The sequence below is a fragment of the Methylobacterium sp. CM6241 genome, assembly GCF_054817845.1.
In genome coordinates this window covers 3821617-3847247 of record NZ_CM139246.1, presented here as the reverse complement: position 1 = coordinate 3847247, position 25631 = coordinate 3821617, and the positions used below count along the sequence as shown (strand labels likewise).

The following is a 25631-nucleotide window of genomic DNA, read 5'->3' as shown; positions in this document are numbered from 1 at the left end:
GAAGCTCGCCGATTCACGGTTGCGGAGAGATGAGCGCGACCCGGCCGTCGGCGAGGCCGACGAGCAGGCGCGTGCGGGTGCCTTGGCCGATGGCGGCGACGCCAAAGGCGGCAAGGCCGGGCAGGGGAACGCGCTTCACCTCTCGGATGCCGTCCTTCAATAACAGGATCGCCAGGGCGCTCCGATCCGCCACCGGCACAGCGAGTTCCGCGACGCCATCCCCATCGGCATCGACAAGGGCCGACAGATCGGCCCCGCCCTCGCCTGGGGATAGGGTGGTGTAGCCTGGTGCCTCTCCGATCAGGCGAAGGGCTCCACCCTCAAAGGCCCAAAGCTGGAGGATGCCGGCCCCATCCGGAGCCGCCACGGCGACGATACGGGGCTGTCCGGCTTTCGACACGTCGCCGATCGCCGCGAGGGTCAGCGCCTGCCCGCCCGCTCCCGGCTCCTGGACGGGACTTCGGGCAAGGACGGTCCAGGCCTTGTCGGCTTCCGCCGGGGGCTTGTTCGCGTCGGTTGTCGTCTTGCCCACGACGGCCAAAGCCGATCCGCCGCTTTGCGCCGTCACCGCGACGACGACCGGCCGACCATCGACGAGGGCGGCAATCGGTCGGCGCAGGGCGAAGGCCGCCCCGGCCCCGGCGGCGACGGCGGTGGTCACGATGGGCACGGGCTTCGGGTCGGCGCTCATTCCCACCGGCTGGCGCTCGCGGATGGTGAGCGTGGCCGCGCGTTCGGGCTCGCTGGCATTGGGACGGACGGAATCGGACAGGTAGGCACTGACCGCACCGAGGGTCGCGCGCCGGGTGCCGGGAATGGCGCCGCGCGGCGTCTCGGAAGCGATGAGGCCGTCGATGGCCTCGACACCGAGCAGGGTTGTGGCGATCTTGCCGTCGGCGAGGGTCAGCGCCGCACCGCCCTCGTCGCCCCACAGGACGGCCAGCGGCACATCCTCCACCACCTCGCCCTTCAATCCCTTGGGACGGGCAAGCGGAAGGAGGCCGGAGGTCGCCACCGCAAGGGACACCTCGCTGCCGGGGCCGCGCATGGCACGCGCCCTGAACGGCAGGTCGAGGATCGTCACCACCGGGTCGGCTCGGACCGGCTGCGGGCTCAGGGACGAAGCGACGAGAAGGGAAACCGCGAGGAGCGCCGAGCGCGCACCTCGTTCAGACATGCTGGCCGCCGTTGATGTGCAACTCGGCGCCGTTCACGTAGGACGAGGCCTCCGTGCAAAGGAAGTAGATCGCCTTGGCCACCTCGTCGGGCGTGCCGAGGCGCCGCTGCGGGATGCCGGCCACGATCTTGTCGGTGCCGGGCGACAGGATCGCCGTGTCAATCTCGCCGGGCGAGATCGCGTTCACCCGCACACCGAGGGGCCCGAAATCGCTGGCCATCTCACGGGTCAGGCCGGCGAGCGCCGCCTTCGACGTGCCGTAGGCCGCACCGGCGAACGGATGGACGCGCGAGCCCGCGATCGAGGTGACGTTGACGATGGAACCCTTGGCGCGGGTGAGTTCCTGGCAGAGGCCGCGCGCCAGGAGCAGAGGGGCGAAGACGTTGACCTGGAAGACCTTGCGCCAGTCGCCGAATTCCGTGGCGATGGCGCCGAGGCGCTCGCCATTGGCGCCCTTGGGCGAGATGCCGGCATTGTTGACCAGCGCATGAAGCAGGCCGCCCTCATCCGCCAAGCGTCCGGCCACTTCGGCGACGCCGCGCATCGTATCTTCCGGGTCGGAGAGATCGACCTGGAGGTGATCCTCCGGCCCCATCTCCCACGGACAATTCTCCGGGAAGGCGTGACGCGAACAGGTGATCACCCGCCATCCGGCCGCGGAAAAGCGCTTGACCGTGGCGTGGCCGATTCCGCGGCTTGCGCCCGTCAGCAGCATGACGCGGCGGCGTTCATTGCTCGATATGGCCAAGGCCGTTCCTCAGGATTCGGAGGCGGTGGACAGCCGAGATCATCCCGCCGTGCCATGCCAAGGTCTAAGCCGCGGCGGCCGGGAAATCCAGGGTCGATCCCGCGTCGCAGCAAGACTGGAATCGCTCCAGAAAACTCTTGCCGCGAGGGAGCCTGTCTGGCGGCGGAACTCCAGCCCTCAGGGATAGAGCCTTGCCCCATTCCAGCCGCTGCCGTCCCTAGTGAAGCGGACGCGGTCATGGAGGCGGTAGGGGCCGTCCTGCCAGAACTCGATCGAGACCGGGGCGATGCGGAACCCGGTCCAGTTCTCCGGGCGCGGGACCGGCTGGTCCTCGTAGCGGGCCGACAGGGCGGCAACCTCCGCTTCCAGAGTAGCACGGTCCGTGAGGGGGCGTGACTGGCGGCTGGCATGGGCGCCAAGTCGGCTCTCGCGGCGGCGGCTCGCGAAATAGGCATCCGCCTCTTCGAGCGACACATGGCTCACTGGGCCCCGCGCGCGCACTTGGCGGCGCAGACTCTTCCAATGCAGGACCAGGGCGGCCTGCGGGTTCTGCGCCAGCTCCTCGCCCTTGGCCGAGTCGACATTGGTATAGAAGACGAAGCCGCGCTCATCGACGCCCTTCAGCAGCACCATCCGTACGTCCGGCAGCCCGTCGGAGCCGGCCGTGGCGAGGGCCATGGCGTTCGGATCCTCGGGCTCCGCGCGTTCGGCCTCGCCCATCCAAGTGGCGAACAATGCCCAGGGGTCTGTGGACAGTGTGAAGTCTCCAGCGGCCCCGAGGGGGGACGAGGCGGGTGAGACAATGCCGGACGGGGCCGGCTCATCGATCCTTAACCGATCCAAGGCGTAATCCTGTGAGTGAGATCCGGGTCGGGGGCACCGACGTGGGACACGATTTGTCGTCGTTCAAGTCACGTCGTGAGAACAGGTGTAATGCGTCGGAGCGAGAGTAAAGCCCTACCCGCCGTCACCCGTGACGGCGCCGCACCCTGCTTCGCCCGCGTCAGATGCACCGCCATGCTGATGTCGGGGAGCGTGGCGGTGGCCTTGTCGCTCGCCGGCTGCGGCATTCCAATCCTCACTTTCCAAAGTGAGAGCAAGGCGGAACCGGAAGTGACTGTCCCGGAGCCCCTGGTCACGGGAAGCATCGACAAGCGCCCGAAGAGCTTCGGCAACGAGATGAGCGACGAGGATTGGCGCCGGGCCCATGCGGCTCTGGCGGTGGCCCTCGATCCACAGGGCAACGGCCGTCCGGTGAAATGGGACAACCCGGATTCGTCCCTGCGTGGATCGATCAGCCCGACGGGACTTCCCTATGTGGCCAACGAGCTGATCTGCCGCGACTTCCTCGCCTCGGTCATCGCCCCTGTCCGCAGCCGCTTCGTTCGCGGCACCGGGTGCAAGCCTTCGGGGGGAGAGTGGGAATTGACCCGCGTCCGCATGGCGAAAGCGAAAGGGTAGGGGCAAGATCGTCCGCCGCCAGGGATCGTCCGGCGGACCCATGGGTTGACGCCTGGATCGAACCGTCGAATCCTGTCGAACGACCGTTGCAAAGAAGCAACAGCCATTCCACATAGCGGAAGATTTCGACAGGGAGCGGGCATGAGCCCGGCCCCGTGCGGCACCGAGACCGATAACAGACGATGCGCAATCCCTACGACGTGCTGGGTGTGGCCAAGGGCGCCAGCGAGGCCGACATCAAGAAGGCCTATCGCAAGCTCGCCAAGGCCTACCACCCCGACACCAACAAGAACGATGCCAAGGCCAAGGACCGTTTCTCGGAGGCAAACAGCGCCTACGAAATCCTCGGCGACGCGACCAAGCGCGCCCAGTTCGATCGTGGCGAGATCGACTCCGACGGCAGGCCTCGTGCGCCATCCGGCTTCGATGGGTTCGGCGGCTTCGGTGGTGGCCCGGGCGGCGCCCGCTCCGCGGGCTTCGACTTCGAGAGCGCCGCGCGCAGCCGGGCCGGTGGCGGCGGGATCGGCGAGGATATCTTCTCGCACCTGTTCGGCGACACGTTCCGGGGCGGTGCCGGTGGCGGTCCGGGCGCGAGGGGACCGATGAAGGGCGAGGATCTCGCCGCCGAACTCTCCGTGACCCTCGAACAGGTGGCGAGCGAGGAGAAGCTGCGGATCTCGCTGGGCTCACGCGACGTGGACGTGGTGATCCCCAAAGGCGTCGTGGACGGGCAGACCATCCGCCTGCGCGGGCTCGGCAACCCGGGTGGCCCACGCTCCTCGCCGGGCGACGCCCTCCTGACCATCCGCATCCTGCCGCATCCGCGCTTCACCGTGGAAGGGGCGGATCTGCGCACCTCCGTCGACCTCGCCCTCGAGGATGCGATCCTCGGCGGCCCGATCCGCGTGCCCACCCTCACCGGCGCGGTCGAGATGCGTGTTCCGGCCATGACGAGTTCGGGCCGGACCTTCCGCCTGAAGGGCAAAGGTCTGCCGAAGAAGGATGGCACCCGCGGCGATCTGTTCGCCACCACGGCGATCTCGCTGCCCGCGAGCGAGGACGAGAACCTCATCGCCTATGCCAATGCGCGTCGAGCGGCCCGCACCGGCACTGGACAGGCGTAGGCCCGGACTTCCGTCACCGGCGCACCTCCGCTAAGGATGCCTCGGCGCGAGCGCTTCCCCCCAGGTCCGGACGGGTCCGCTTCGGCGCGCGACGGCCTCTCGCTCAGGTGACCCATGGCGGATACGAACCCGGTACACGATCACGTCGGCGGCCTGCTCGCCGGGAAATGCGGTCTGGTGCTCGGTGTCGCCAACAACCGGTCCATCGCCTGGGGCATCGCCAAGAGCGCCCATGCGCATGGCGCCAAGCTCGCCTTCAGCTACCAGGGTGATGCGCTGAAGAAGCGGGTCGAGCCGCTGGCGCGCGAGCTCGATGCCCATGTGGTGGGGCATTGCGACGTCACCGACGGCGCTTCCATCGACGCCGTCTTCGCGGAGGCCGGTCGCGTCTTCCCGCAGGGGATCGACTTCGTCGTCCATTGCATCGCCTTCTCCGACAAGGACGAGCTGACCGGCCGCTATGTCGAGACCTCGGAGGCGAACTTCACCAAGTCGCTGATGATCTCGTGCTACTCGTTCACCGCGGTGGCCCAGCGGGCCGAGAAGCTGATGCCCAATGGTGGCTCGCTCCTGACCCTGACCTATTACGGCGCCGAGAAGTGGATGCCGCATTACAACGTCATGGGCGTCGCCAAGGCGGCGCTGGAAGCCTCCGTGCGCTATCTCGCGGCCGATCTCGGCCCCTCGAAGATCCGCGTCAACGCCATTTCGGCGGGGCCGATCAAGACGCTCGCCGCCTCCGGCATCGGCGACTTCCGCTACATCCTCAAGTGGAACGAGTACAATGCGCCCCTGCGGCGCACGGTGACGATCGAGGAGGTCGGCGAGACCGCGTCCTATCTCATCTCCGACATGTCGCGCGGCATGACGGGCGAGATCCTCCATGTGGATGCCGGCTACCACGTCGTCGGCATGAAGAACCCGGACGCCCCGGATCTGAGGCTCGACAGCAAGGAGTGAGGCGGACCGCGAGCGCTTCGCGCCGTCCGCCCCGGGCGAGTAGGGCGGAACACCGACCCGGTCCGGGGCCGCTTTCCGCCGAGGCCCCGTCATCGTGAAGACTCGCCCTGACTTCGATGACGCGGCCTCCGCCGGGATCATCACCGCCCAACAGGCACGCGCGCTCGCCGCCTTCTACGCCGCGCAGCCGGGCCGCGGCGCGGCCTTCGATCTCACCCATGTGCTCTGGTATGCCGGCGCCCTGGTGGTCATCGGGGCGATGGGCCTGTTCTCGACCCTCGCCTTCGGGCTGATCGGCGGACCGGCCCTCACCGCCACCGCCCTGATCTACGCCGCCGCCTTCGTCGCCGCCGGGCGGCACCTTCGCATCGCGCACGACCCGCCAGTCCCCGGCGGTCTTCTCATCGCCTGCGCCGTCGCCATGACGCCGCTCGCCGTCTACGGCCTGCAGGAGAGCTGGGGCTGGGGCGAGCAGGGCCGGCCGGGCGCCTATCGCGACGTCTTCGCCTGGATCAAGGGCGGCTGGGTGCCCATGGAAGCGGCGACGCTCCTGACCTCGGCCATCGCCCTGCGCGCCACGCGCTTCGGTTTCATCACGGTGATCGCGGCGGTGGCCCTATGGTTCCTGTCCATGGATATCGGCCTCTGGGCCACGGGGCCGGATCTCGACTGGGAAACCCGCCGGACGATCTCGCTCTGGTTCGGCCTCGGCCTCATCGCCTTCGCCTGGGCGGTGGACCTGTGCCAGAAGCGAACGGATTACGCGTTCTGGCTCCATGTTGCAGGCATCCTCACCTTTTGGGGCGCGGTGACGTGGCAATTCTCCGACAGCGAGGTGGCGAAGGCACTCTACGCCCTGATGAACGTCGCACTCATCGGCCTCGCCATTTTCCTCTCGCGGCGGATTTACGCGGTGTTCGGCGCCATCGGCGTGGCGCTCTATCTCGGCGATCTGGCGAGCCGGGTGTTCAAGGACTCGCTGCTCTTCCCCTTCGCGTTGTCGCTCATCGGTCTAGGCCTGATCGGCCTCGGTATCCTCTACCAGCGCCATGCCGACAGGATCGGCGGGGCGATGATACGGACGCTGCCGGGATCTCTCCGGCGCTGGCGGCCCGACCACGGCGACAGGGCATGACCAGCTGCGCTTGAGAGCCCCCGTCACGCGTCGTCGGCTTCCGCGAACTCTCCCGACAGCTTGAGCCCTTCGATCCAGGTCGCCCCCTCCCGCTTGACCACCCGGCGGGGCGACACGCCGCTCTGCTCCCTGAGAGCGTCGGCCAGCCGCTCCGAATGGGTCACCAGCCAGACCTGTGTGCGACGCGACGCGGTCACGATCATCCGTGCCAGGGGCTCGAGCAGGTCCGGGTGGAGGCTCGTCTCCGGTTCGTTCAGGGCGATGAAGGGCGGGAGCCGGTAGGCGAGGAGGGCCCCGGCGAGGGCGAGGTAGCGAAGCGTCCCGTCCGACAGTTCGGCGGCCTCGAACACGCGCTTGGGGTAGTCGGGAAAGACCATCCCGAAGCTCGCCTCGCGGCCGGGCGACGGGATGACGAGGCGCGCGCCGGGGAAGGCATCGGCCACCGCCCCGTCGAGATCGACACTGTCCTCGCGGATGTGCCGGAGGGTGGCGAAGACGGCGGCGAGGTCGGATCCGTCCGACGACAGGGTCGGCGTGGTGACGGCGAGGCAGGGCCGGCGCAGGGTCGAGGCCGCGTCGGTGCGGAAATCGTGGTGGAAGCGCCAATCCAGCAGCGCATGCCGGACGAGATGCAGTTCGGGAAACGCGACTGCGTCCTGAAGTGCCGCGAGCGCGGTTTCGGTGGCGAGGAGACTCGAGCCGAGCGAGCGCTTACGGCCGTCATCGCCGCGCACGAAGCCGGAAGGTCCGTCACGCTCGAGCATGACCGCCGGCCGCCGGCCCGACAGGACGGTGAGCCGCTCCCGCTTGATCTGCGGTTCGAGCCGGAAGGCGGCTCCCCTGGAGCCGTCCTCCGACTGGGGCACCAGACCGACCTCGATCTCGTATCCGTAGGCGACGGACGCCGCCTCGTCGCCGAGCTCGACGGACCATCCCACCCGCACCGGTCCCTTGCCGCTGCGTGGTCCGGCCCAGACGACCGAGTCCATCCCGCCTTCCGCCGCGAGATCACGCACCAGCGTGCCGGCGGCGGCGGCCTGCAGGCGTTCGAGCGCCCGGTAGAGGTTGGTCTTGCCGACACCGTTGCCACCGATGAACACGGAGAGAGCATCCACCGGGAAGCCGATACGCCTGAGGGACCGATACCCGGTGGAGGAGATGTTACGGACGGTGAGCATGGGGCCGCCTTCGCCGAAGATGCGGGGCCAGTCGAAGCGCATGCGGCCATCGCGGGCAAGCGCTCGAGAGGGTCAGGCGGTGCTTGCATCTCCCTGCAGCCGGGGTTTCCAATCTTCCACCTGCCCCTTGTCGAGGCGTCGTGCGGCAAGGGTTCGCCAGGACGTCGACAGGGACGGCAGGGCGGCGATCTCAGCCAGCGCCGCCCGATCGAGCCGGTCGACATAGAAGACCCGGAGCAGCCGCGACAGCGGCCAGTCCGGGTGCGCCCGTTCCACCAGTGCGAGATCGTCTCCCGCCCCGACCGTGCCAGTCTCGATGATGCGGTAATACCAGCCGGTCCGCCCGGTCTTCTGCACGCGCACGGCCATGTCGGTCACGCCAAACCGGGCGTTCAGCTTCCAGCACGGCTGACGGGCCTGGCTCACCTGGAGCAGGGCGGTACCGGCGCGCCAAAGGTCACCGATGCAGATGTCGGCCTCGGTGAGCCCGTGGGTCGAGAGATTTTCGCCGAAAGCACCCGGCCGCTCGAGCAGGGCTGGCGCTCCGGGAAGGTCGGCTCGCCAGGCCGGAGCGTGATCGAGCGGATAGTGATGGACGGCCTTCTCCGGCCCACCATGGTTACGACGATCCGCCTGCTCATCGCCGTCCAGCCCCTCGAACCCGATCCGCACAGGGCCGGCCGAGGCCGACTTATCGATGCCACTGGGCTTCCCAGTCGAAGCCAGAGGCGCGACCCGCCCCACCAGCACGGCCTCGATCGTCACACGCATAGTCGGCCCCCACCGAAGTCACCTACGACAAACCATGAGACAACTTGTTGTCTCATGAGGCCTTCGTTGTCCCGCGGTCTTCGATTTGTCAACGGCGCATCGCGTTGCCGACCCGGTGAAAGCCGGTTATGTGGGGGCATGTCGGTCGCACAACGCATCCGGGCGCTTCGACGCCGCAGCCATCTCACCCTCGATGCCCTCGCCGCCCGCGTCGGGGTCCACAAGGGCCACCTGTCGCGCATCGAGCGCGGTCAGAAGGCTCCATCCCTGGCCACGTTGGAGGCCATCGCGATGGGGCTCGGGGCGAGCATGTCCGAACTGTTCGGGGAGAAGGCCGCCGCAGACGACGTGATCGTCGCGCGCGCCGGGGCCAGGATCACGACCCGTGACGCCGGTTATGCGGTTCACGCTCTGCTGCCGGCCGAGGCGGGACGGGCCGCCGCTCTGTACATGGTCGAACCGGGCGAGACGTTCCTCACCGAGGATCGTCCTACCCATGGCGGCCAGGAGATCGCTTATGTCCTGGCAGGGGAGGTCGAACTTGTCGTGGCGGACCGCAGCGTCGCCCTCGGTATCGGCGACTGCGCCACCTACGATGGCGGCCTGCCGCACCGTCTCCGCCGCCTCGGCAGCGCACCGGCATCGGTGCTGGTGATCATTACCGGATGAGGCGACGCAGCGGCATCGTCCCCCTCAATCCGGCACCGTCAGCTCGGCGATGCCCGGCTGAGCGTCCGGATAGCGCGGGTCCATCGCCTCCAGGGTGTTGGCGATGGTGCGGGCGACGAGGAGGTTGCGGTACCATTTGCGGTTGGCCGGCACCACGTGCCAGGGCGCGTGCGGGGTGGAGCAACGGCTCAGGGCATCGGTGAAGGCGCTCTGATAGGCATCCCAGGATTGGCGCTCGACGAGGTCGGCCGCATCGAATTTCCAATGCTTCTCGGGGTCGGCGATCCGCGCCTCCAGGCGCTCCTTCTGCTCGTCCTTCGAGATGTGCAGGAAGAACTTCAGCACGGTGACGCCCGACAGGGTCAGCATCCGCTCGAAATCGTTGATGAGGTCGTAACGCGGCCGCCATACGTCCTCCGGCTCCAGGGATTTCACCCGCACCACGAGCACGTCTTCGTAATGGCTGCGGTTGAACACGCCGATCATGCCGCGTCCCGGCACCTTGGCGTGGTAGCGCCAGAGAAAGTCGTGGTCGCGCTCCTCCGCGCTCGGGACCTTGAACGACCACACCCGGCACCCTTGCGGGTTCACCCCCTCGAAGACCGAGCGGATGGTGCCGTCCTTGCCACCGGTATCGATAGCTTGAAGCACCACGAGGAGGCTGCGCCGATGCTCGGCATAGAGCCGCTCCTGCAGTGCCTGGATGCGGCCATGCTCGACGAGGAGCGCCTGCTTGGACGCCTCCTTGTCGAGCCCGCCATCGGCATCGGCGTCGATCGCGGCCAGATCCAATGCTTCGCCCGGCTGAACCGTGACGATGCCCGCCGCGGCGCAGGAGGCGATGGAGGCCGTGTCGATCGGGCTCGCGCGGTCGGGATACCGCATCGCCGAACGAGCCCAGGCCGCGGAGGAGGGCGGCTTGTCCGATTCGGGCCGGCGGGCCGGCGGCTTGGGTTTATGTCGACCCATGTCGTCCGATTGGCCCGAATGCCGCTTGCCGCGCTTCTTCGACATGATCACAACTCACCTTATACGATATTCAATCGATGCAGCGGGCACCGCATGGGCGAGCCGCCTCTCCGGGAAGGCGACCCGCCGATGCCCGTAACGCGTGGAGCAACCTTGAGCGCGACAACGATCCGCGGCCTTGGCCGTTCCGGGGCAGCGCGGCACGCCGCCATGGCCGGCCGGCGCGCATGACGGTGTATTTCATCCGGCACGGCCAGACCGACTGGAACGCGGCCGGCCGACTCCAGGGCCAGCGCGACGTGCCCCTCAATGCCACGGGCCTGGGCCAGGCGGAAAGCGTGGCCGAGCGCCTGAAAGCCGTAGCGGGCGACAGCCTCAGCGAGGCCCGGTTCGTCGCGAGCCCGCTCCAGCGCACACGGCAGACGATGGAAGTCCTCCGGGCCCGCCTCGACCTCGCACCGCAGGACTACGCCGTCGATGCTCGGCTGAAGGAAATCAACTTCGGCACCTGGGAAGGCTCGACCTGGGCCGAGATCCGTCGGCGTGACAGCGGCAGCGCCCTGGCGCGGGACCGCGACCGTTGGGGCTACCGCCCGCCCGGCGAGCATGGCGAAAGCTACGCCATGCTGGTGGAACGGGTGAGACCGGCGATCGCCGAGTTGCAGCCGCCGGCGGTCATCGTCGCTCATGGCGGCGTCGCCCGCGCGATCCTGGTGATCCTGGGCTATGCCAGCATCCGCGAAGCACCCCGGATGGCGATCCGCCAGGGCAGTGTCCTCGTCCTGGACCGGGCCCGCTGGCACTGGGCCTGACGTGCTTTCTCCGTGAAGACCAGTTCTAGGCGGCTCGGCAAACGTGCTAGAGGGCGCGACCACATCGGGGCGCCGCGTTTTCGGCACGATCCGGGCGCCTAACCCGGTCAAAAGGACGGCCTCGCAGCGGCGGGGCCGGCAGCGGAGCATCGGATGAGCAGTCTCGCCGAGACGACCCGGCCTCGGGCGGAGTCGTTTGTGGACAAGGCCGAATGGGGCGAGACCGGGTCGCATAGCGGCGGCGGAGCGCCGGAGCGGAAGGCCGTGCTGCGCGGGAAGAGCCGCCCGGACCTCATCCGGGACGAGGTTCTGGGAGAGATCTTTTCCGACAGCGCCCGCCTGCGCCCGGACCATCCCGCCATCATCGACGGCGCGAGCCGGGACGCGGCCGGCCGTCATCCCGCCTTTTCCTATGCCGAGGTCGAGGCTCGCGCGGGCGCCATCGCCCGTGGCCTCGCGCATCGCGGAATCGGCCCCGGCGACGTCGTCGGACTCTGGATGGCGCGGGGACCCGACCTGCTGATCAGCCAGATCGGGATCACGATGTCGGGAGCGGCCTGGCTGCCCTTCGACGCCGAGGCACCGGCCGATCGCGTCGCCGTCTGCCTCGACGATGCGGAGGCGAAGCTGCTCCTGGTCTCGCCCGCCCTCGCGCCCCAGGCGCCGGCGGCCAAGCCGGCCCTGACCCCGGAGGCGCTTCTCGCCGAAGTGCCGGCGGATGCGCCCCGTCCCGACCCGCGCGGCGCCGGCCTGACCCCCGCGCATCCCGCCTACCTGATCTACACGTCCGGCTCGACCGGGGTGCCGAAAGGCATCGTCATCAGCCACGCCAACATCTGCCACTTCCTGCGCTCGGGGAACGCGCTCTATGGGATGCGGCCCGACGATGTGGTGTTCCAGGGCGCCTCGGTGGCGTTCGATCTCTCCATGGAGGAGATCTGGGTTCCCTATCTGGTCGGCGCGACGCTGTTCGTCGCCAGCCCGGCCATGATGGGCGATGTCGAGGCGCTGCCCGACATCCTGACGCAGAACCGCGTCACCGTGCTCGACACGGTGCCGACGCTGCTCGCCATGCTGTCACAGACGCTGCCGAGCGTCCGCCTCGTGCTGCTGGGCGGCGAGGCCTTGCCGGAGCCCCTGGTCGCCCGCTGGGCCACGGAATCGCGAAAGCTGTTCAACACCTACGGTCCGACCGAGGCCACGGTGGTCGCCACTGCCGCCGAGATGCGGCCGGGCGAGCCCGTCACGATCGGCGGGCCGATCCCGAACTATTCCGTCTATGTGGCCGGCGAGAGCCTGGACCTGCTCGGCCCCGGCCAGCAGGGCGAACTTCTCATCGGCGGCCCCGGCGTGGCGGCGGGCTATCTCCAGCGGCCCGAGCTGACGGCGGAGAAATTCGTCGCCAACCCGTTCCCCTCCGACGGGACCGACCCGGTGCTCTACCGGTCGGGCGACGCGGTCTCCCTCGATGCGCAGGGGCGGATCGTCTTCCACGGCCGCATCGACGACCAGGTCAAGATCCGCGGATTCCGGGTGGAGCTCGGCGAGATCGAATCCCGCATCCAGGCGCAGGCCGGCATCAACCAGGCGGCGGTGGTCCTGCGCCAGGACGATGGCGTCGACCGCCTCGTCGCCTTCCTGATCCCCGAGCGGGGAACGGAATTCGACAAGGCCGCCCTGCGCCACACCCTCGCCGAACAAATGCCGCCCTACATGGTGCCGGGGCATTTCGAGGTGGTGGAGGTGCTGCCGCGCCTGACCTCGGGCAAGGTCGATCGCAAGGCTTTGCGCATCGCGACCCTCACCGTCGCCGACCTGTCCGGCGAGCAGGAGTTGCCCGACAACGAGACCGAGGCGGCGATGCTGGCCGCCGCCAAGCAGGTTTTCGGCAACCAGCCGATCCCGTTCGAGGCCGATTTCTTCGCCGATCTCGGCGGCCACTCGCTACTCGCGGCCCGGTTCGTCGGCGCCGTGCGCGAGGCGCCCGCCCTCGCGGCCATCACCCTGCAGGACGTCTATACCCGGCGCACCCTCCGGGCCATGTCGGAGGCGCTGATCGAGCGCACCGGCGGCGTCGGCACCCAGATGGCCGTACGCGACCTCGGATTCGTGGCGCCGCCGCTCCTGCGCCGCATCCTCTGCGGGACCGCGCAGGCCATCGCCCTGCCATTCGTCATCGCGCTCGCCACGTCGCAATGGCTCGGAATCTTCGTCACCTACCTGCTGCTCACAGGCGGCTCGCTCGGCTTCTTCGGCGAGATCGCTGTGCTGCTGCTGGTTTATATCGGCATCAACGCCGTCACCGCCTGCATCGCGATCAGCGCCAAATGGCTGATCCTCGGGCGGACCAAGCCCGGCCGCTACCCGCTCTGGGGCGTCTATTATTACCGCTGGTGGCTGACGCAGCGGCTGACCCCGCTCGTCCACGTGAAATGGCTCCAGGGTTCGCCCGCCATCGCCATCTACCTGCGACTCCTCGGCGCGAAGATCGGTGCCGATGCCCTCATCTCCGATATCGAGGTCGGCGCGCCCGACCTGCTCAGCGTCGGGGAAGGGGCCTCCCTCGGCGGCCGCCTCGTCATCGCCAATGCCGAAGTGGTGGGCGACGAACTCATCATCGGCACCGTCAGCATCGGCGCCGATGTGGCCATCGGCACGTCCTGCGTCATCGGCCCGGACACGACGATCGGCGATTTTGCCGAGATCGCCGATCTCACCACGATCCCCACCGGCACGGTGGTGGAACGCGCCGAGCAATGGGACGGCTCACCCGGCCGCAAGGTCGGCATGGCCGACCCCTCCGTCCTGCCCGAAGCCGCCCGGGCCTCGCCCCGCCGACGCGCAGGCTTCCTCGCCGTCTACGCCTTCCTGCTCGCCGCCATCCCGGCCGTCGGGCTGCTGCCGATCTTCCCCGCGTTCTACATCTTCGACCAGCTCAGCGATTCACTCAGCGACATCACCGATATCGACTACCACTGGTATCTGCCGCTGCTGACCTGGCCCACCGCCATGCTGATGACGGCGGGCACGGTGCTCCTCATCGCCGGCATCCGCTGGCTGGTGCTGCCGCGGGTCTCGTCCGGCACCTACTCGGTGCATAGCGGATTCTACCTGCGCAAATGGGCCGTGGCGCTCGCCGCCGAGGTGACGCTGGAGACACTCTCCTCACTCTTCGCCACCGTCTACATGCGGGCCTGGTACCGGCTGATGGGCGCGCGGATGGGGCAGGGGGCGGAGATCTCCACCAACCTCGCCGGACGCTACGATCTGGCGGATGTCGGCGCGCGCAACTTCATCGCCGACGAGGTCGTGTTCGGTGAGGAGGAAATCCGCCGAGGCTGGATGCACATGCATCCCGTGAGCACCGGGGCCCGCGTCTTCGTCGGTAACGACGCGGTGGTGCCACCGGGCGCCGTGATCCCCGACGACATGCTGGTGGGCATCAAGTCGAAGCCGCCCGCCAACGACCTGATGGCGCCGGGGGATACCTGGTTCGGCTCGCCGCCCATCAAACTCCCCTCGCGCCAGAAGGTCGATCTCGGCTCCAACGCGCAGACCTACGAGCCCGGCATCGGGCCGAAGCTCCGGCGCGGCATCTTCGAGGCCTTCTCCACCTCGTTCTCGCCGATGCTGTTCATCACCCTCGCGATCTCGGCCATCGACTTCTACTTCTACCCCGCCATCCTGGCCCAGGACTGGACCGGCCTCGCCGTCAGCTTCGTCGTCGTCAGCGTCGCCATCGCCTTCATCCAGTCCTTCACGGTGATCGGGGTGAAATGGCTGCTCATGGGGGCCTACCAGCCCGGCATGCAGCCGATGTGGTCATGGTGGGCCATGCGCACCGAGGCGGTGGCCGTGCTGTACTGGGGCTTGGCCGGCAAGGTTCTGCTGGAGCACCTGGTCGGCACGCCGTTCCTGCCCTGGATGCTGCGCCTGTTCGGCGCGAAGATCGGCTCTGGCGTCTGCATGCTCACCACCGACATCACCGAGTTCGACTGCGTCACCATCGGCGACTATTCGGTGATCAACCGGACCTCGGCCCTGCAGACGCATCTCTACGAGGACCGGATCATGAAGGTCGGCCGCGTGGTGGTGGGCAAGGGCGTATCGGTAGGGGCCTTCTCGACGGTCCTCTACGACACCAAGGTCGGCGATTATGCCCGCCTGCGCCCGCTCACCATCGTGATGAAGGGCGAATCGATCCCGGGCCATTCGGAATGGGAAGGCGCGCCGGCAGTGCCGGTGATTCACGCAAAGACGTGAAAGCCGGCGGCTGACGTACAAACGGCGACGCTCCCGTCAGGAGCGTCGCCGTTTGTTGACCTAGCCGATGGCCGGTTCCGCTGCGTTAGGGCCATTTCTTCCCAAGGCACTGCGCGACCTTGGCGGTTCCATTTCCGACCCGGCTGACACAATCACGGAGTTGAGCTTCCATAACGCCAAACCGCTTCGTCCAGTAGCGGACTTCCCAAGCCTCGGTCAGACTGATCTTGCTCGGATCCTCGGGTCCACGGCGTTCAAGGTCATCGTTCATGGTGCTTCCTCAGGTTGTACACTGAGGAGGCATTCAAATTTTATCCAACTTCAAGTGGCAATTCGATCAGCCTACCTGCTCTTTCGGTCCGAGGCGCTTGTCGAGATAGGTGTCGACCGTCTGGGTCAGCTCGTCGACCTTGCCGTCGAAGAAGTGGTTGGCGCCCTCGACCACCTGATGCTCGATGATGACGCCCTTCTGCACCTTCACCTTCTCGATGACCGGCATCACCTCGCGGGCCGGAGCCACGCGGTCCTCGGAGCCGTGCACGAACAGGCCGGAGGACGGGCAGGGGGCCAGGAAGGTGAAGTCGTAGCGGTTGGCCATGGCCGCGATCGAGATGAAGCCCTCGATTTCGGGGCGGCGCATGAGAAGCTGCATGCCGATCCACGAGCCGAACGAGACGCCGGCGATCCAGCAGGCCCGCGCCTCGGGATTGACCGACTGCACCCAGTCGAGCGCCGAGGCCGCATCGGACAATTCACCCGTGCCATGGTCGAAGTTGCCCTGGCTGCGGCCGACGCCGCGGAAATTGAAGCGGAGCGCCGCGAAGCCGCGATTGGCGAAGGTATAGAAAAGATTGTACACGATCTGATTGTTCATCGTCCCCCCAAACTGGGGATGCGGATGCAGCACGATCGCGATCGGCGCGCCCTTCTTCTTGGGTGCCTGGTAGCGCCCCTCGAGACGGCCGGCGGGTCCGGTGAAGATGACTTCGGGCATGGTCTTTCCAAAACTCCTGGCGCCGCTCGCTGAAAGCAACCCATCCTGTCGGCCAACGCGCCTTGACTCGGAGCGCCGCACTCTTAAAAACGCTCTTAGAATAATTCTAGGTGATTAGAATAATTCTAAACTGACTCGTTTCCAGAGGCTTGGGATCGGTCGCCCCTCGAGGCTCGGCGCTTGGCGAAGACGTGTGGTGCCGGGGCCTTAGCATGATGACGGGGGGCAAAAGCAAGGAAATGTGGGTTCGGGCCTTGACCAACGCATGACTATTTCGCGCGCCTATCTCGATCACAACGCGACATCTCCGGTTCGTCCGGAGGTGGCGGTAGCGGTCGCGCGCGCGCTGGAACTGCCCGGCAACCCCTCGTCGATCCATCACGAGGGCCGTGCCGCCAAGGCTGCGTTGGAGGCCGCGCGCGACCAGGTCGCCGCCCTGATCGGCGCTGGCCAGGGCCGCGTCATCTTCACCAGCGGCGGCACCGAGGCGGCGAATGCAGTCCTGTCGGGCGCTCTGATCAGGACCGGAGCCGCGGCGCCGACACGTCTCCTAATGAGCGCCACCGAGCATGCCTGCGTCGGGGCGGGACACCGCTTCGCGCCCGGATCGGTGGAGATCGTACCGGTTCACCCCTCCGGCCTGATCGACTTGGCCGCACTGAAGCAGGCCCTGGAGCGAGCGCGCGACGAATCGGTGCTGGTCTCCGTCCATGCGGCCAACAATGAGACCGGCTTGGTCCAGCCCCTCGCCGAGATCGTCGCCCTGGCCAAAGCGCATGGCCGTGCCCTCGTCCATAGCGACGCAGTGCAGGCGGTGGGGAAGATCCCTCTCGATTTTGCGGGGCTCGGCCTCGATGCCCTCACCCTGTCCGGGCACAAATTCGCCGCGCCGAAGGGCACCGGCGCGATCGTGCTCGCCGAAGGCGTCGCGCTGGATCGGGCTTTCATCCGGGGCGGCGGCCAGGAATCGCGGCAGCGCTGCGGAACCGAGAACCTGCCGGGTCTCGTCGGCCTCGGCGAAGCGGCGCGAATCGCTCGTGTGCATCTGGCCGGCATCGATGCCGGCCTCCGGGACGGGACGGAAGCCGCCCTTCGTCGCATCGCCCCGGATGCCGTCGTCTTCGGGAGCGGTGCGCCAAGGCTCCCCAATACCCTGTGCTTCGCCGTGCCGGGACTCGATGCGGCAACGGCGCTGATGGCGCTGGATCTCGCCGGAATCGCCCTCTCGTCCGGGTCGGCTTGCTCGTCGGGCAAGGTCGCCCGCTCGACGGTCCTGGCCGCCATGGGCGTGAGCCCCGCGCTGGCTGCGGGGGCGCTCCGCGTCAGTTTCGGCTGGAACAGCGCGGAAAGCGACCGCTCACGCTTCCTCACGGCCTTCGAACGGCTGGTGGGGACCCTATATCAACGGCGAGGGCAGGCGGCCTGAAGCGCCGCCCATCCCAAGCCATCCTCTCGCGAAAACCCCCGGCCCTTGACGCCGGTGTAGGTCAGGAGACGTGCAATGCCTGCAGTGCAGGAAACCATCGACCGGGTCCGCTCGATCGACCTCGACCAGTACAAGTACGGGTTCGAGACCACGATCGAGATGGAGAAGTCCGCCAAGGGCATCTCCGAGGACGTGATCCGCTTCATCTCGGCCAAGAAGGACGAGCCCGAATGGATGCTGGCCTGGCGCCTCGACGCCTACAAGCGCTGGCAGACCATGCAGGAGCCCGACTGGGCGCGAGTCTCCTATGACAAGGTCGATTACAAGGACATCTACTACTACGCGGCGCCCAAGCGCCCGGCGGCGATGTCTCTCGACGAGATCGACCCCGAAATCCTGAAGACCTACGAGAAGCTCGGCATTCCCCTGCGCGAGGTCGAGGTGCTGGAGGGCATCGCCCCCGAGCGCCGGGTCGCCGTCGACGCGGTGTTCGACTCGGTCTCGGTGGCCACCACCTTCAAGGCCGAATTGTCGAAGGCCGGCGTGATCTTCATGCCGATCTCGGAAGCCATCCGCGAATACCCGGACCTCGTGCGGAAGTATCTCGGCTCGGTCGTGCCCGTGACCGACAACTTCTTCGCGACCCTGAACTCCGCCGTGTTCTCCGACGGCTCGTTCGTCTACATCCCGCCGGGCGTGCGCTGCCCGATGGAGCTCTCGACCTATTTCCGCATCAACGAGCGCGACACAGGCCAGTTCGAGCGCACGCTGATCATCGCCGACAAGGGCTCATACGTCTCGTATCTCGAGGGCTGCACCGCCCCGAAGCGCGACGACAATCAGCTTCACGCCGCCGTGGTCGAACTCGTCGCTCTCGATGACGCCGAGATCAAGTACTCGACGGTCCAGAACTGGTATCCGGGCGACAACGAGGGCAAGGGCGGCATCTACAACTTCGTCACCAAGCGTGGCGATTGCCGGGGTGCCAATTCGAAGATCTCGTGGACCCAGGTCGAGACCGGCTCGGCGATCACCTGGAAGTACCCGTCCTGCATCCTGCGTGGCGACAATTCCCGTGGCGAGTTCTACTCGATCGCGGTGTCGAACGGCATGCAGCAGGTCGATTCCGGCACCAAGATGATCCATCTCGGCAAGAACACGACGAGCCGGATCATCTCGAAGGGTATCTCGGCGGGCCGTTCGCAGAACACCTATCGGGGCCTCGTCTCGGCGCACCGGAAGGCGACGGGCGCACGCAACTTCACCAATTGCGACTCGCTCCTCATCGGCGACCAATGTGGCGCGCACACCGTGCCGTATATCGAGTCGAAGAACTCTTCCGCGCAGTTCGAGCACGAGGCCACCACCTCGAAGATCTCGGAAGACCAGATGTTCTACTGCCAGCAGCGCGGCCTCTCCAACGAGGAGGCGACCGCGCTCATCGTCAACGGCTTCGTCCGCGACGTGCTGCAGCAGCTGCCGATGGAGTTCGCCGTGGAGGCCCAGAAGCTGATCTCGATCAGCCTCGAAGGCTCGGTGGGGTAGGGCGGTTTTTCCCTTCTCCCCTCTGCGGGAGAAGGTGGCCCGCGAAGCGGGCCGGATGAGGGGTGCGCGCGACCCGGAGGGGTCGCCCCCTCTTGCGGGACTTCGTACCGATCAGCCCGCTCCGTAGGCACGCTCCTCTCCACGGATGGGGAAGGGTCGCTCCGCGTTTCAAGTTTTAGAACGGACTTTGCTGCAATGATCGAAATCAAGAACCTGACCGTCGCCATCGAGGACAAGCAGATCCTCAACGGTCTCAACCTCACCGTGAAGGACGGCGAAGTCGCCGCCATCATGGGCCCCAACGGCTCGGGCAAGTCGACCCTGTCCTACGTCATCGCCGGCAAGGAGGATTATGAGGTCCTCGACGGCGAGATCCTGCTCGACGGCGTGAACATCCTCGAGATGAGCCCCGACGAGCGCGCCGCCTCCGGTGTGTTCCTGGCCTTCCAGTACCCGCTGGAAATCCCGGGCGTCGGCACCATGACCTTCCTCAAGGCGACGCTGAACGCCCAGCGCCGGGCGCGCGGCGAGGGCGAACTCTCCACCCCCGACTTCATCCGCAAGGTGAATGCTGCTGCCGAGAAGCTCGAAATCAACAAGGAGATGCTCAAGCGCGCCCTCAACGTCGGCTTCTCCGGCGGCGAGAAGAAGCGCATGGAGATCCTGCAGATGGCCCTGCTAGAGCCGAAATTCTGCGTGCTCGACGAGACCGATTCCGGCCTCGACATCGACGCCCTTCGCATCGTCTCCGGCGGCGTGAACGCGCTGCGCGCACAAGGCCGCTCGTTCCTCGTCATCACCCACTACCAGCGCCTGCTCGACTACATCGTGCCGGACGTGGTCCACGTGATGTCGCAGGGCCAGATCGTGAAGTCGGGCGACAAGGACCTCGCCAAGGCGCTCGAGGCTTCCGGCTACGCCGAGTACCGCACGGGCGAGGCCGCCTGATCATGGCCGACATCACCCCGCTCCGCACGGCGGCCGAGACCGCCCTGTCGAAACTCTTCGAAGCCACGAAGATGAAATACCCAACGGGCGTGTCCATCACCCGCGAGGAGGCCTTCCGCTATTTTGAGGCGGTGGGCCTGCCGACCCGCCGGGTCGAGGCGTTCAAATACACCGATCTGCGCTCGGCGTTTCGCGATGCCGCTCACCCGGCCGAGATGCCCTCATCCGACACCGCCAAGGCGGCGGTCGAAGAGGCGAAGGGCTTTGCCGGGATCGAGGCCGTGCGCCTCACCTTCGTGAACGGCCACCTGATCGCCGACCAGTCGGATCTCGGCCGCATCCCGGCCGGCATCACCGTGACTCCGCTCAACGAGGCGCTGACCGTCGGGAACGCGCTTCTGGAGAAACTGACGCCCGTTCGTCAGGCCTCCGAGAACCCGATCTACCAACTCAACACCGCCTTTCTGGCGGATGGCGCGCTGATCAGCGTGGAGGCCGGCGCCAAGGTCGAGACGCCGCTGCACCTGCGCTTCATCGGCACCGGCACGGAAGCCTACTCGACCGCCACCCGCGTGCTCGTGACGCTGGGCGAGGGCGCGGAAGCGCTCGTGCTGGAGAGCCATGAGGGGCCGGACGGTATCTCCTACCAGCCCAACGATGCCATGGACGTGGTGGTGGCCGATAACGCCACCTTCCGGCATGCGCGCCTGAACGCGGAGGGCCGCGACGCCGTGGCCTTGTCGACGCTATCCGTGAAGCTCGGGGCCGAGGCCGCGGTGGAAACCGTGAACGTCGTGGTGGGCGCGGTGCTCTCCCGGCATCAGGTCTACCTGAACTTCGCCGGGGCCGATGCCCGCGCGGTGGTGAACGGCGCGGCCATGCTCAACGGCAAGCAACTCGCGGACACCACCTTCCTGGCCGACCATGCCGCCACCGGCGGCGTCAGCCGCGAGCTGTTCAAGACCGTGGTGGATGGCGAGGCCACGGGCGTGTTCCAAGGCAAGATCATCGTCCAGCAGGCGGCCCAGCAGACCGACGGCAAGATGATGTCGGCCTGTCTCATCCTGTCCGACGAGGGCCAGATGATGAACAAGCCCGAGCTCGAGATCTTCGCCGACGACGTCGCCTGCGGTCACGGTGCCACCTGCGGCGCGCTCGATGAAGATCTGCTGTTCTACCTGATGCAGCGCGGACTGCCGAAGGCCCAGGCCGAGAGCCTGCTGGTCCAGGCCTTCCTGGGAGCCGCCATCGAGTCGGTCAGCCACGAGGGCGCGCGAGAGGCTCTGGTCGGAACCGTCGAGGCGTGGCTCGCGGCGCGCGGCTGATCGCATTCCGACAGGCCCCTTCCCCTCGCACCGGGGGGAAGGGTTGCGCGCGCCGGACACCCAACAGGTATCGCCATGAACGCACCCGTTCTGAATACTCCCTACGACGTCGAGGCGATCCGGGCCGAATTCCCGATTCTGGCCCAAAAAGTCTATGGCCGGCCGCTGGTCTATCTCGACAACGCGGCCTCGTCGCAGAAGCCGCGCGCAGTCATCGACGCCATGGTGAATTGCATGGAGACCGGCTACGCCAACGTCCATCGCGGCCTGCATTTCATGGCGAATGCGGCGACCGAAGGGTTCGAAGGCGCGCGCGAGACCACGCGGCAATTCCTCAACGCCGACTCCACCGACGAGATCATCTTCACCCGCAACGCCACGGAAGCCTACAACCTCGTGGCCTCGTCCATGGGGCTGCTCGGCCAGATCGGGGAGGGGGACGAGATCATCCTCTCGATCATGGAGCACCATTCCAACATCGTGCCCTGGCACTTTCTGCGCGAACGGCGCGGTGCGGTGATCAAATGGGCGCCGGTGGACGACGAGGGCAACTTCCTCGTCGAGGAATACGAGAAGCTGTTCACGCCCCGCACCAGGATGGTGGCGATCACCCAGATGTCGAACGTGCTCGGCACGGTGACGCCGGCAGCCGAAATCGTCCGCATCGCCCACGCGCACGGGGTGCCGGTCCTCCTAGACGGGGCGCAGAGCGCGGTCCACCAGCCCATCGACGTGAAGGCGCTTGATTGCGACTTCTTCGTCTTCACCGGTCACAAGGTCTACGGACCCACCGGTATCGGCGTGCTCTACGGCAAGAAGGAATGGCTGGAGCGCCTGCCCCCCTATCAGGGTGGCGGCGAGATGATCCGCACGGTGAGCCAGGACGCGATCACCTATAACGATCCGCCGCATCGCTTCGAGGCCGGAACGCCGGCGATCATCGAGGCGGTGGGCCTCGGCGCGGCGCTGGAATTCATGATGGGGGTCGGGCGCGACCGGATCGCGGCGCACGAAGCGTCCCTCCTCGCCTATGCCCAGGAGCGCCTCGGCGCGATGAACTCACTGCGGATGATCGGCACTGCCAAGGGCAAGGGCGGCGTCATCGCCTTCGAGATGAAGGGGGCCCATGCCCACGACATCGCCACGGTGATCGACCGCTACGGCGTCGCCATCCGGGCCGGCACCCATTGCGCCATGCCGTTGCTGACGCGATTCGGCGCGACCTCCACCTGTCGCGCGTCGTTCGGGCTGTATAATACCCGTGACGAAGTGGATGCGCTTGCCGAGGCCTTGGCCAAGGCCGAGATGATGTTCACCTGAGACGAGATCCGGCGGCGAAGCCGCCGCGAGTGCGATTGCGCGCCGCCGCGCCTGCGGCGGTCGTCGCGAGTCGGAGACGATCCGCGGCACTCACCATGAGGACGACACCATGAGCGACGCAGCCATCACCGGAGGGGCCAATACCCCCGCCATCGCCAGCGCCTCGGCGATCCCGCCGGAGGAACTCGACCGCCTGACCGACGATATCGTCGCCGCGTTGAAGAGCGTCTACGATCCCGAGATCCCGGCTGACATCTACGAGCTCGGCCTGATCTACAAAGTCGACATCGCCGATGACCGCACGGTCGCCATCGACATGACCCTGACGGCCCCCGGCTGTCCGGTGGCCGGCGAGATGCCGGGCTGGGTCGAGACGGCGGTCGCCGCCGTGCCGGGTATTCAGTCCTGCAGCGTCACGATGATGTTCGATCCGCCGTGGGACCAGAGCCGGATGTCCGACGAGGCCCGCGTCGCCCTCGATATGTGGTAGCGCGGTTCAGAGGGGCGGTTCTTCGGCGGCGAGATCCCGGCGCCGCGGGAAGCTCAGCCCGTCATAGATGTCTGCCAGTGCCAATGCGGCACCGATCACCGGGAGGGCGATGACGGCCTCCAGACCTTCGAAGGTCTCTATCTCCCAGGCGTCCCTCTCACGCGCTAAGAGCAAAGCCTGCGGCTTCAGGGGCTCGACGAGGAGGATGTAGGCGAGGGTCGGATGCCGCTTGTATTCTTCCACCTTGCGGGTCTGATCGATGGAGGTGGTTGAGGGCGAAGCCGCCTCGACCACGAGCTTCGGCTCCCGCACCTCGTAGGTATCGGGCACCAGCGTCGCGCACTCGACCATCACATCTGGACGACGCAACCCTTGATGCCGGTGCGGACGGCAATATCGGCTGTCATCGGACGGCATGGCTTGCCGCGGAGCTGATTGCCGAAGCTGACGATGATGTTCACCGTCGCCCGGTCGTGCTGCATGCTCGCCCCCGTCATCATCCGGTGCCGCGGCACCGGGTGGCCGTCGACGAGTTCGTAGAGTTCGTCCTGACCGCTTTGCCAATCGAAGAACTCTTCCGGGGTCATGGTCCTCCGCCCCGCGTCCGCCATCGCTCCCTCCGCCTCGCAGTGCGAACGATATCATACCCATGCAGGCCTTGCTGCGTCCCACGGCAGTGGACCGCAGCCTTCGCCATCCTTATCTTAACGGCGTACTGCCATCCTCAACCGCCCGGGCCTTGAACCCGGCTGCCGGAGAGATCTCATGCTCAAGAATTTCAAGGTCCTGTCGCTGACGGATGCGGCGGCGGACCGGATCAAGGCCATCATCGCGGATGCGGACAAGCCGATCGCGGGCCTCCGCGTCGGCGTCAAGAACGGCGGCTGCGCCGGCATGTCCTACACGATGGAATATGCGGAAGGGCGCAACCCCGGCGAGGACATGGTGGAGGATCGTGGGGTGACGGTCTTCGTCGACCCGAAGGCGGTCCTGTTCCTCCTCGGCACCGAGATGGACTTCAAGACGACCAAGCTGTCGTCCCAGTTCGTGTTCAACAACCCGAACCAGACCTCGTCCTGCGGCTGCGGCGAATCCGTCGCGATCACGCCGGCCAATCCCGAAGTGCTGCGCGCCTCGGCCTGAGGCCGAGCTCGCCGGGACGCGAGGGTCCGGCCGGCATAACCGGCTCGGCCTTCATGCGACGGCGGTGAGCACGTCCAAGGCGACGCGGGAATCGTCCACGGTCCGGTTGCGGCCTTCGCGCTTGGCCATGAACATGCATTGGTCGGCGCGTTCGAGGAGCGACACGGCGGTGTCCCCCGGTCGCGAGGTCGCAACTCCGAGGGAGATCGTCACCTTGCCGAGGGACTCTCCCGTGGTCCGCTTCACCAGTTCACGCCCCATCACGCTGGCACGGACCTTCTCTCCGATGGCGACGGCCGCGTTCCGGTCGGTTTCGGGCAGGAGAATCCCGAACTCCTCGCCGCCGAAACGCGCGAGGGTGACACGAGCCTTCAGGTGCTCGCGCATGACGATGGCGACGAGGCGCAGCACTTGATCGCCCGTGAGGTGGCCATAGACGTCGTTGAAGCGCTTGAAGAAATCGACGTCGATGACGATCAGGCTACAGGGAACCGCTTGGTTCGCCGCGGCCTCGACCATCTTGCGCAGACTCTCCTCGAAATGCTTGCGGTTAGACAGCCCGGTGAGGGGATCGGTGAGGCTCTCCAGCCGCGTCGCCTCCAGCGTCTCGCGCAGGGTCTCGATCTCGCTGCGACTCTCGCGCATGCGGGCTTCGAGCGTACGGTTATTGGCGGTGATCTCCCGGGTCGTCGCCACGAGCGTCGTAACGATCTCACGGACGCGGGCGCGGTTCTGGTCCGAGACGTCGAGATCGCGCGATAACGCCTGAAGTGACGCGCCATACTGCGCGGTCGATCCGAGGGAGAGGTCCATCACCTCCATGATGCCCTCGATTTCGGCCAGCATGTTCGCGTTCATCCGCTCGGTGGCGGCGACAAGACGGCGACTGTCGACATACGTCTCGTAGAGGGAATCCACATCGGAATCGGAGAGGCTGCCATTCTCCGTGGTCAGCCTCTTGATCGCGTCGTTCATCAGCGGCTGGGTGCCGGACACGTAGGCATACCAGACGGAATAGGCCTGGGGGGTCGCCGAGGAGCCGTAATCCCGCATCAGCACGTTGGCGCGGTCGGACAGTGCGAAGGTTCGCTCCCTGTCACCGTAGCTTCCGTGGCTCATCAACCCGCCTGCTTCCCGAACCGGCATTCAGGATGCTGAATGGCGAGATGTTCC

Annotated in this window: 25 protein-coding genes; 14 read left to right on the top strand and 11 right to left on the bottom strand. The window is 67.1% G+C overall.

Translation table 11 applies throughout. The features are described 5' to 3' along the window. Positions 1 to 13 precede the first annotated feature (13 nt). From ACYQR9_RS18075 to pdxH, 3 genes are all read right to left on the bottom strand, one after another. A complete protein-coding gene (locus ACYQR9_RS18075) occupies positions 14 to 1177 on the bottom strand; it encodes a hypothetical protein (protein WP_461227597.1) in 1164 nt (387 codons plus the stop codon). Further along, positions 1170 to 1892 carry an SDR family NAD(P)-dependent oxidoreductase gene (locus tag ACYQR9_RS18070; protein WP_056423904.1) on the bottom strand — a complete coding sequence of 241 codons (723 nt, stop codon included), beginning with the start codon at positions 1890 to 1892 and terminating at the stop codon, positions 1170 to 1172. The genes ACYQR9_RS18075 and ACYQR9_RS18070 overlap by 8 nt, the downstream gene beginning before the upstream one ends. 210 nt (positions 1893 to 2102) lie before the next feature. After that, entirely contained in the window at positions 2103 to 2768 is a 666-nt protein-coding gene (gene pdxH, locus ACYQR9_RS18065) for a pyridoxamine 5'-phosphate oxidase (RefSeq protein WP_461227596.1), read from the bottom strand. Positions 2769 to 2942: 174 nt separating this feature from the next. On the opposite strand from pdxH, the gene ACYQR9_RS18060 reads away from it, so the two are divergent. From ACYQR9_RS18060 to ACYQR9_RS18045, 4 genes are all read left to right on the top strand, one after another. After that, positions 2943 to 3386: an RT0821/Lpp0805 family surface protein gene (locus ACYQR9_RS18060; RefSeq protein WP_207412068.1), complete on the top strand. Its 444-nt coding sequence runs from the start codon at positions 2943 to 2945 to the stop codon at positions 3384 to 3386. 182 nt (positions 3387 to 3568) lie between these two features. Further along, complete coding sequence (locus ACYQR9_RS18055; protein ID WP_056423910.1) at positions 3569 to 4510, top strand: DnaJ C-terminal domain-containing protein; 942 nt, start codon at positions 3569 to 3571, stop codon at positions 4508 to 4510. 114 nt (positions 4511 to 4624) lie between these two features. After that, complete coding sequence (fabI, locus tag ACYQR9_RS18050) at positions 4625 to 5470, top strand: enoyl-ACP reductase FabI (protein WP_018043432.1); 846 nt, start codon at positions 4625 to 4627, stop codon at positions 5468 to 5470. Between the two features lie 94 nt (positions 5471 to 5564). Then, entirely contained in the window at positions 5565 to 6605 is a 1041-nt protein-coding gene (locus ACYQR9_RS18045; RefSeq protein ID WP_461227595.1) for a hypothetical protein, read from the top strand. 23 nt (positions 6606 to 6628) lie between these two features. On the opposite strand, the gene ACYQR9_RS18040 is transcribed toward ACYQR9_RS18045, so the two are convergent. Together ACYQR9_RS18040 and ACYQR9_RS18035 are read right to left on the bottom strand one after the other, a co-directional pair. After that, complete coding sequence (locus ACYQR9_RS18040; RefSeq protein ID WP_461229836.1) at positions 6629 to 7783, bottom strand: AAA family ATPase; 1155 nt, start codon at positions 7781 to 7783, stop codon at positions 6629 to 6631. 72 nt (positions 7784 to 7855) lie between these two features. After that, a complete protein-coding gene (locus ACYQR9_RS18035) occupies positions 7856 to 8554 on the bottom strand; it encodes an MOSC domain-containing protein (protein ID WP_461227594.1) in 699 nt (232 codons plus the stop codon). 138 nt (positions 8555 to 8692) lie between these two features. Here ACYQR9_RS18035 and ACYQR9_RS18030 point away from each other — a divergent pair, with 138 nt between their 5' ends. Beyond that, a complete protein-coding gene (locus tag ACYQR9_RS18030) occupies positions 8693 to 9223 on the top strand; it encodes a helix-turn-helix domain-containing protein (protein WP_461227593.1) in 531 nt (176 codons plus the stop codon). A 24-nt stretch (positions 9224 to 9247) separates the two neighbouring features. Here ACYQR9_RS18030 and ACYQR9_RS18025 read toward each other — a convergent pair whose 3' ends face one another. Beyond that, a complete protein-coding gene (locus ACYQR9_RS18025) occupies positions 9248 to 10237 on the bottom strand; it encodes a polyphosphate kinase 2 family protein (RefSeq protein WP_461227592.1) in 990 nt (329 codons plus the stop codon). A 182-nt stretch (positions 10238 to 10419) separates the two neighbouring features. Between ACYQR9_RS18025 and ACYQR9_RS18020 the strand changes: the two genes are divergently transcribed. Both ACYQR9_RS18020 and ACYQR9_RS18015 read left to right on the top strand, forming a co-directional pair. Continuing rightward, a complete protein-coding gene (locus ACYQR9_RS18020; RefSeq protein ID WP_461227591.1) occupies positions 10420 to 11004 on the top strand; it encodes a histidine phosphatase family protein in 585 nt (194 codons plus the stop codon). Positions 11005 to 11157: 153 nt separating this feature from the next. Then, positions 11158 to 15267, top strand: a complete 4110-nt coding sequence (locus ACYQR9_RS18015) for a Pls/PosA family non-ribosomal peptide synthetase (protein WP_461227590.1) — start codon at positions 11158 to 11160, stop codon at positions 15265 to 15267. 85 nt (positions 15268 to 15352) lie between these two features. On the opposite strand, the gene ACYQR9_RS18010 is transcribed toward ACYQR9_RS18015, so the two are convergent. Together ACYQR9_RS18010 and ACYQR9_RS18005 are read right to left on the bottom strand one after the other, a co-directional pair. Next, complete coding sequence (locus ACYQR9_RS18010; RefSeq protein ID WP_461227589.1) at positions 15353 to 15538, bottom strand: DUF3606 domain-containing protein; 186 nt, start codon at positions 15536 to 15538, stop codon at positions 15353 to 15355. 66 nt (positions 15539 to 15604) lie between these two features. Continuing rightward, positions 15605 to 16261, bottom strand: a complete 657-nt coding sequence (locus tag ACYQR9_RS18005) for an alpha/beta hydrolase (RefSeq protein WP_056423924.1) — start codon at positions 16259 to 16261, stop codon at positions 15605 to 15607. Between the two features lie 265 nt (positions 16262 to 16526). Between ACYQR9_RS18005 and ACYQR9_RS18000 the strand changes: the two genes are divergently transcribed. The 6 genes from ACYQR9_RS18000 to ACYQR9_RS17975 all read left to right on the top strand — a co-directional run bounded on the left by ACYQR9_RS18000 (position 16527) and on the right by ACYQR9_RS17975 (position 23315). Beyond that, positions 16527 to 17687 carry a cysteine desulfurase family protein gene (locus ACYQR9_RS18000; protein WP_461227588.1) on the top strand — a complete coding sequence of 387 codons (1161 nt, stop codon included), beginning with the start codon at positions 16527 to 16529 and terminating at the stop codon, positions 17685 to 17687. A gap of 75 nt (positions 17688 to 17762) precedes the next feature. Continuing rightward, complete coding sequence (sufB, locus tag ACYQR9_RS17995) at positions 17763 to 19232, top strand: Fe-S cluster assembly protein SufB (RefSeq protein WP_056423928.1); 1470 nt, start codon at positions 17763 to 17765, stop codon at positions 19230 to 19232. Positions 19233 to 19427: 195 nt separating this feature from the next. Continuing rightward, entirely contained in the window at positions 19428 to 20180 is a 753-nt protein-coding gene (gene sufC / locus ACYQR9_RS17990; protein ID WP_207412047.1) for a Fe-S cluster assembly ATPase SufC, read from the top strand. A 2-nt stretch (positions 20181 to 20182) separates the two neighbouring features. Further along, entirely contained in the window at positions 20183 to 21505 is a 1323-nt protein-coding gene (sufD, locus tag ACYQR9_RS17985) for a Fe-S cluster assembly protein SufD (protein WP_461227587.1), read from the top strand. Positions 21506 to 21580: 75 nt separating this feature from the next. Beyond that, positions 21581 to 22825, top strand: coding sequence for a cysteine desulfurase (locus tag ACYQR9_RS17980; RefSeq protein ID WP_461223287.1), 1245 nt, complete (start codon positions 21581 to 21583; stop codon positions 22823 to 22825). A gap of 109 nt (positions 22826 to 22934) precedes the next feature. Then, positions 22935 to 23315, top strand: a complete 381-nt coding sequence (locus tag ACYQR9_RS17975) for an SUF system Fe-S cluster assembly protein (RefSeq protein WP_461227586.1) — start codon at positions 22935 to 22937, stop codon at positions 23313 to 23315. A 6-nt stretch (positions 23316 to 23321) separates the two neighbouring features. On the opposite strand, the gene ACYQR9_RS17970 is transcribed toward ACYQR9_RS17975, so the two are convergent. Both ACYQR9_RS17970 and ACYQR9_RS17965 read right to left on the bottom strand, forming a co-directional pair. After that, entirely contained in the window at positions 23322 to 23732 is a 411-nt protein-coding gene (locus ACYQR9_RS17970; protein ID WP_461227585.1) for a Uma2 family endonuclease, read from the bottom strand. Further along, positions 23666 to 23926 (bottom strand): Uma2 family endonuclease, encoded by a 261-nt coding sequence (locus ACYQR9_RS17965; protein ID WP_461227584.1) that lies wholly within the window; start codon positions 23924 to 23926, stop codon positions 23666 to 23668. Before ACYQR9_RS17965 ends, ACYQR9_RS17970 begins: the two co-directional genes overlap by 67 nt. 154 nt (positions 23927 to 24080) lie before the next feature. Here ACYQR9_RS17965 and ACYQR9_RS17960 point away from each other — a divergent pair, with 154 nt between their 5' ends. Beyond that, complete coding sequence (locus tag ACYQR9_RS17960) at positions 24081 to 24458, top strand: HesB/IscA family protein (RefSeq protein WP_056423941.1); 378 nt, start codon at positions 24081 to 24083, stop codon at positions 24456 to 24458. 51 nt (positions 24459 to 24509) lie between these two features. Here ACYQR9_RS17960 and ACYQR9_RS17955 read toward each other — a convergent pair whose 3' ends face one another. Continuing rightward, complete coding sequence (locus ACYQR9_RS17955; RefSeq protein ID WP_461227583.1) at positions 24510 to 25577, bottom strand: GGDEF domain-containing protein; 1068 nt, start codon at positions 25575 to 25577, stop codon at positions 24510 to 24512. Between the last annotated feature and the right edge of the window lie 54 nt (positions 25578 to 25631).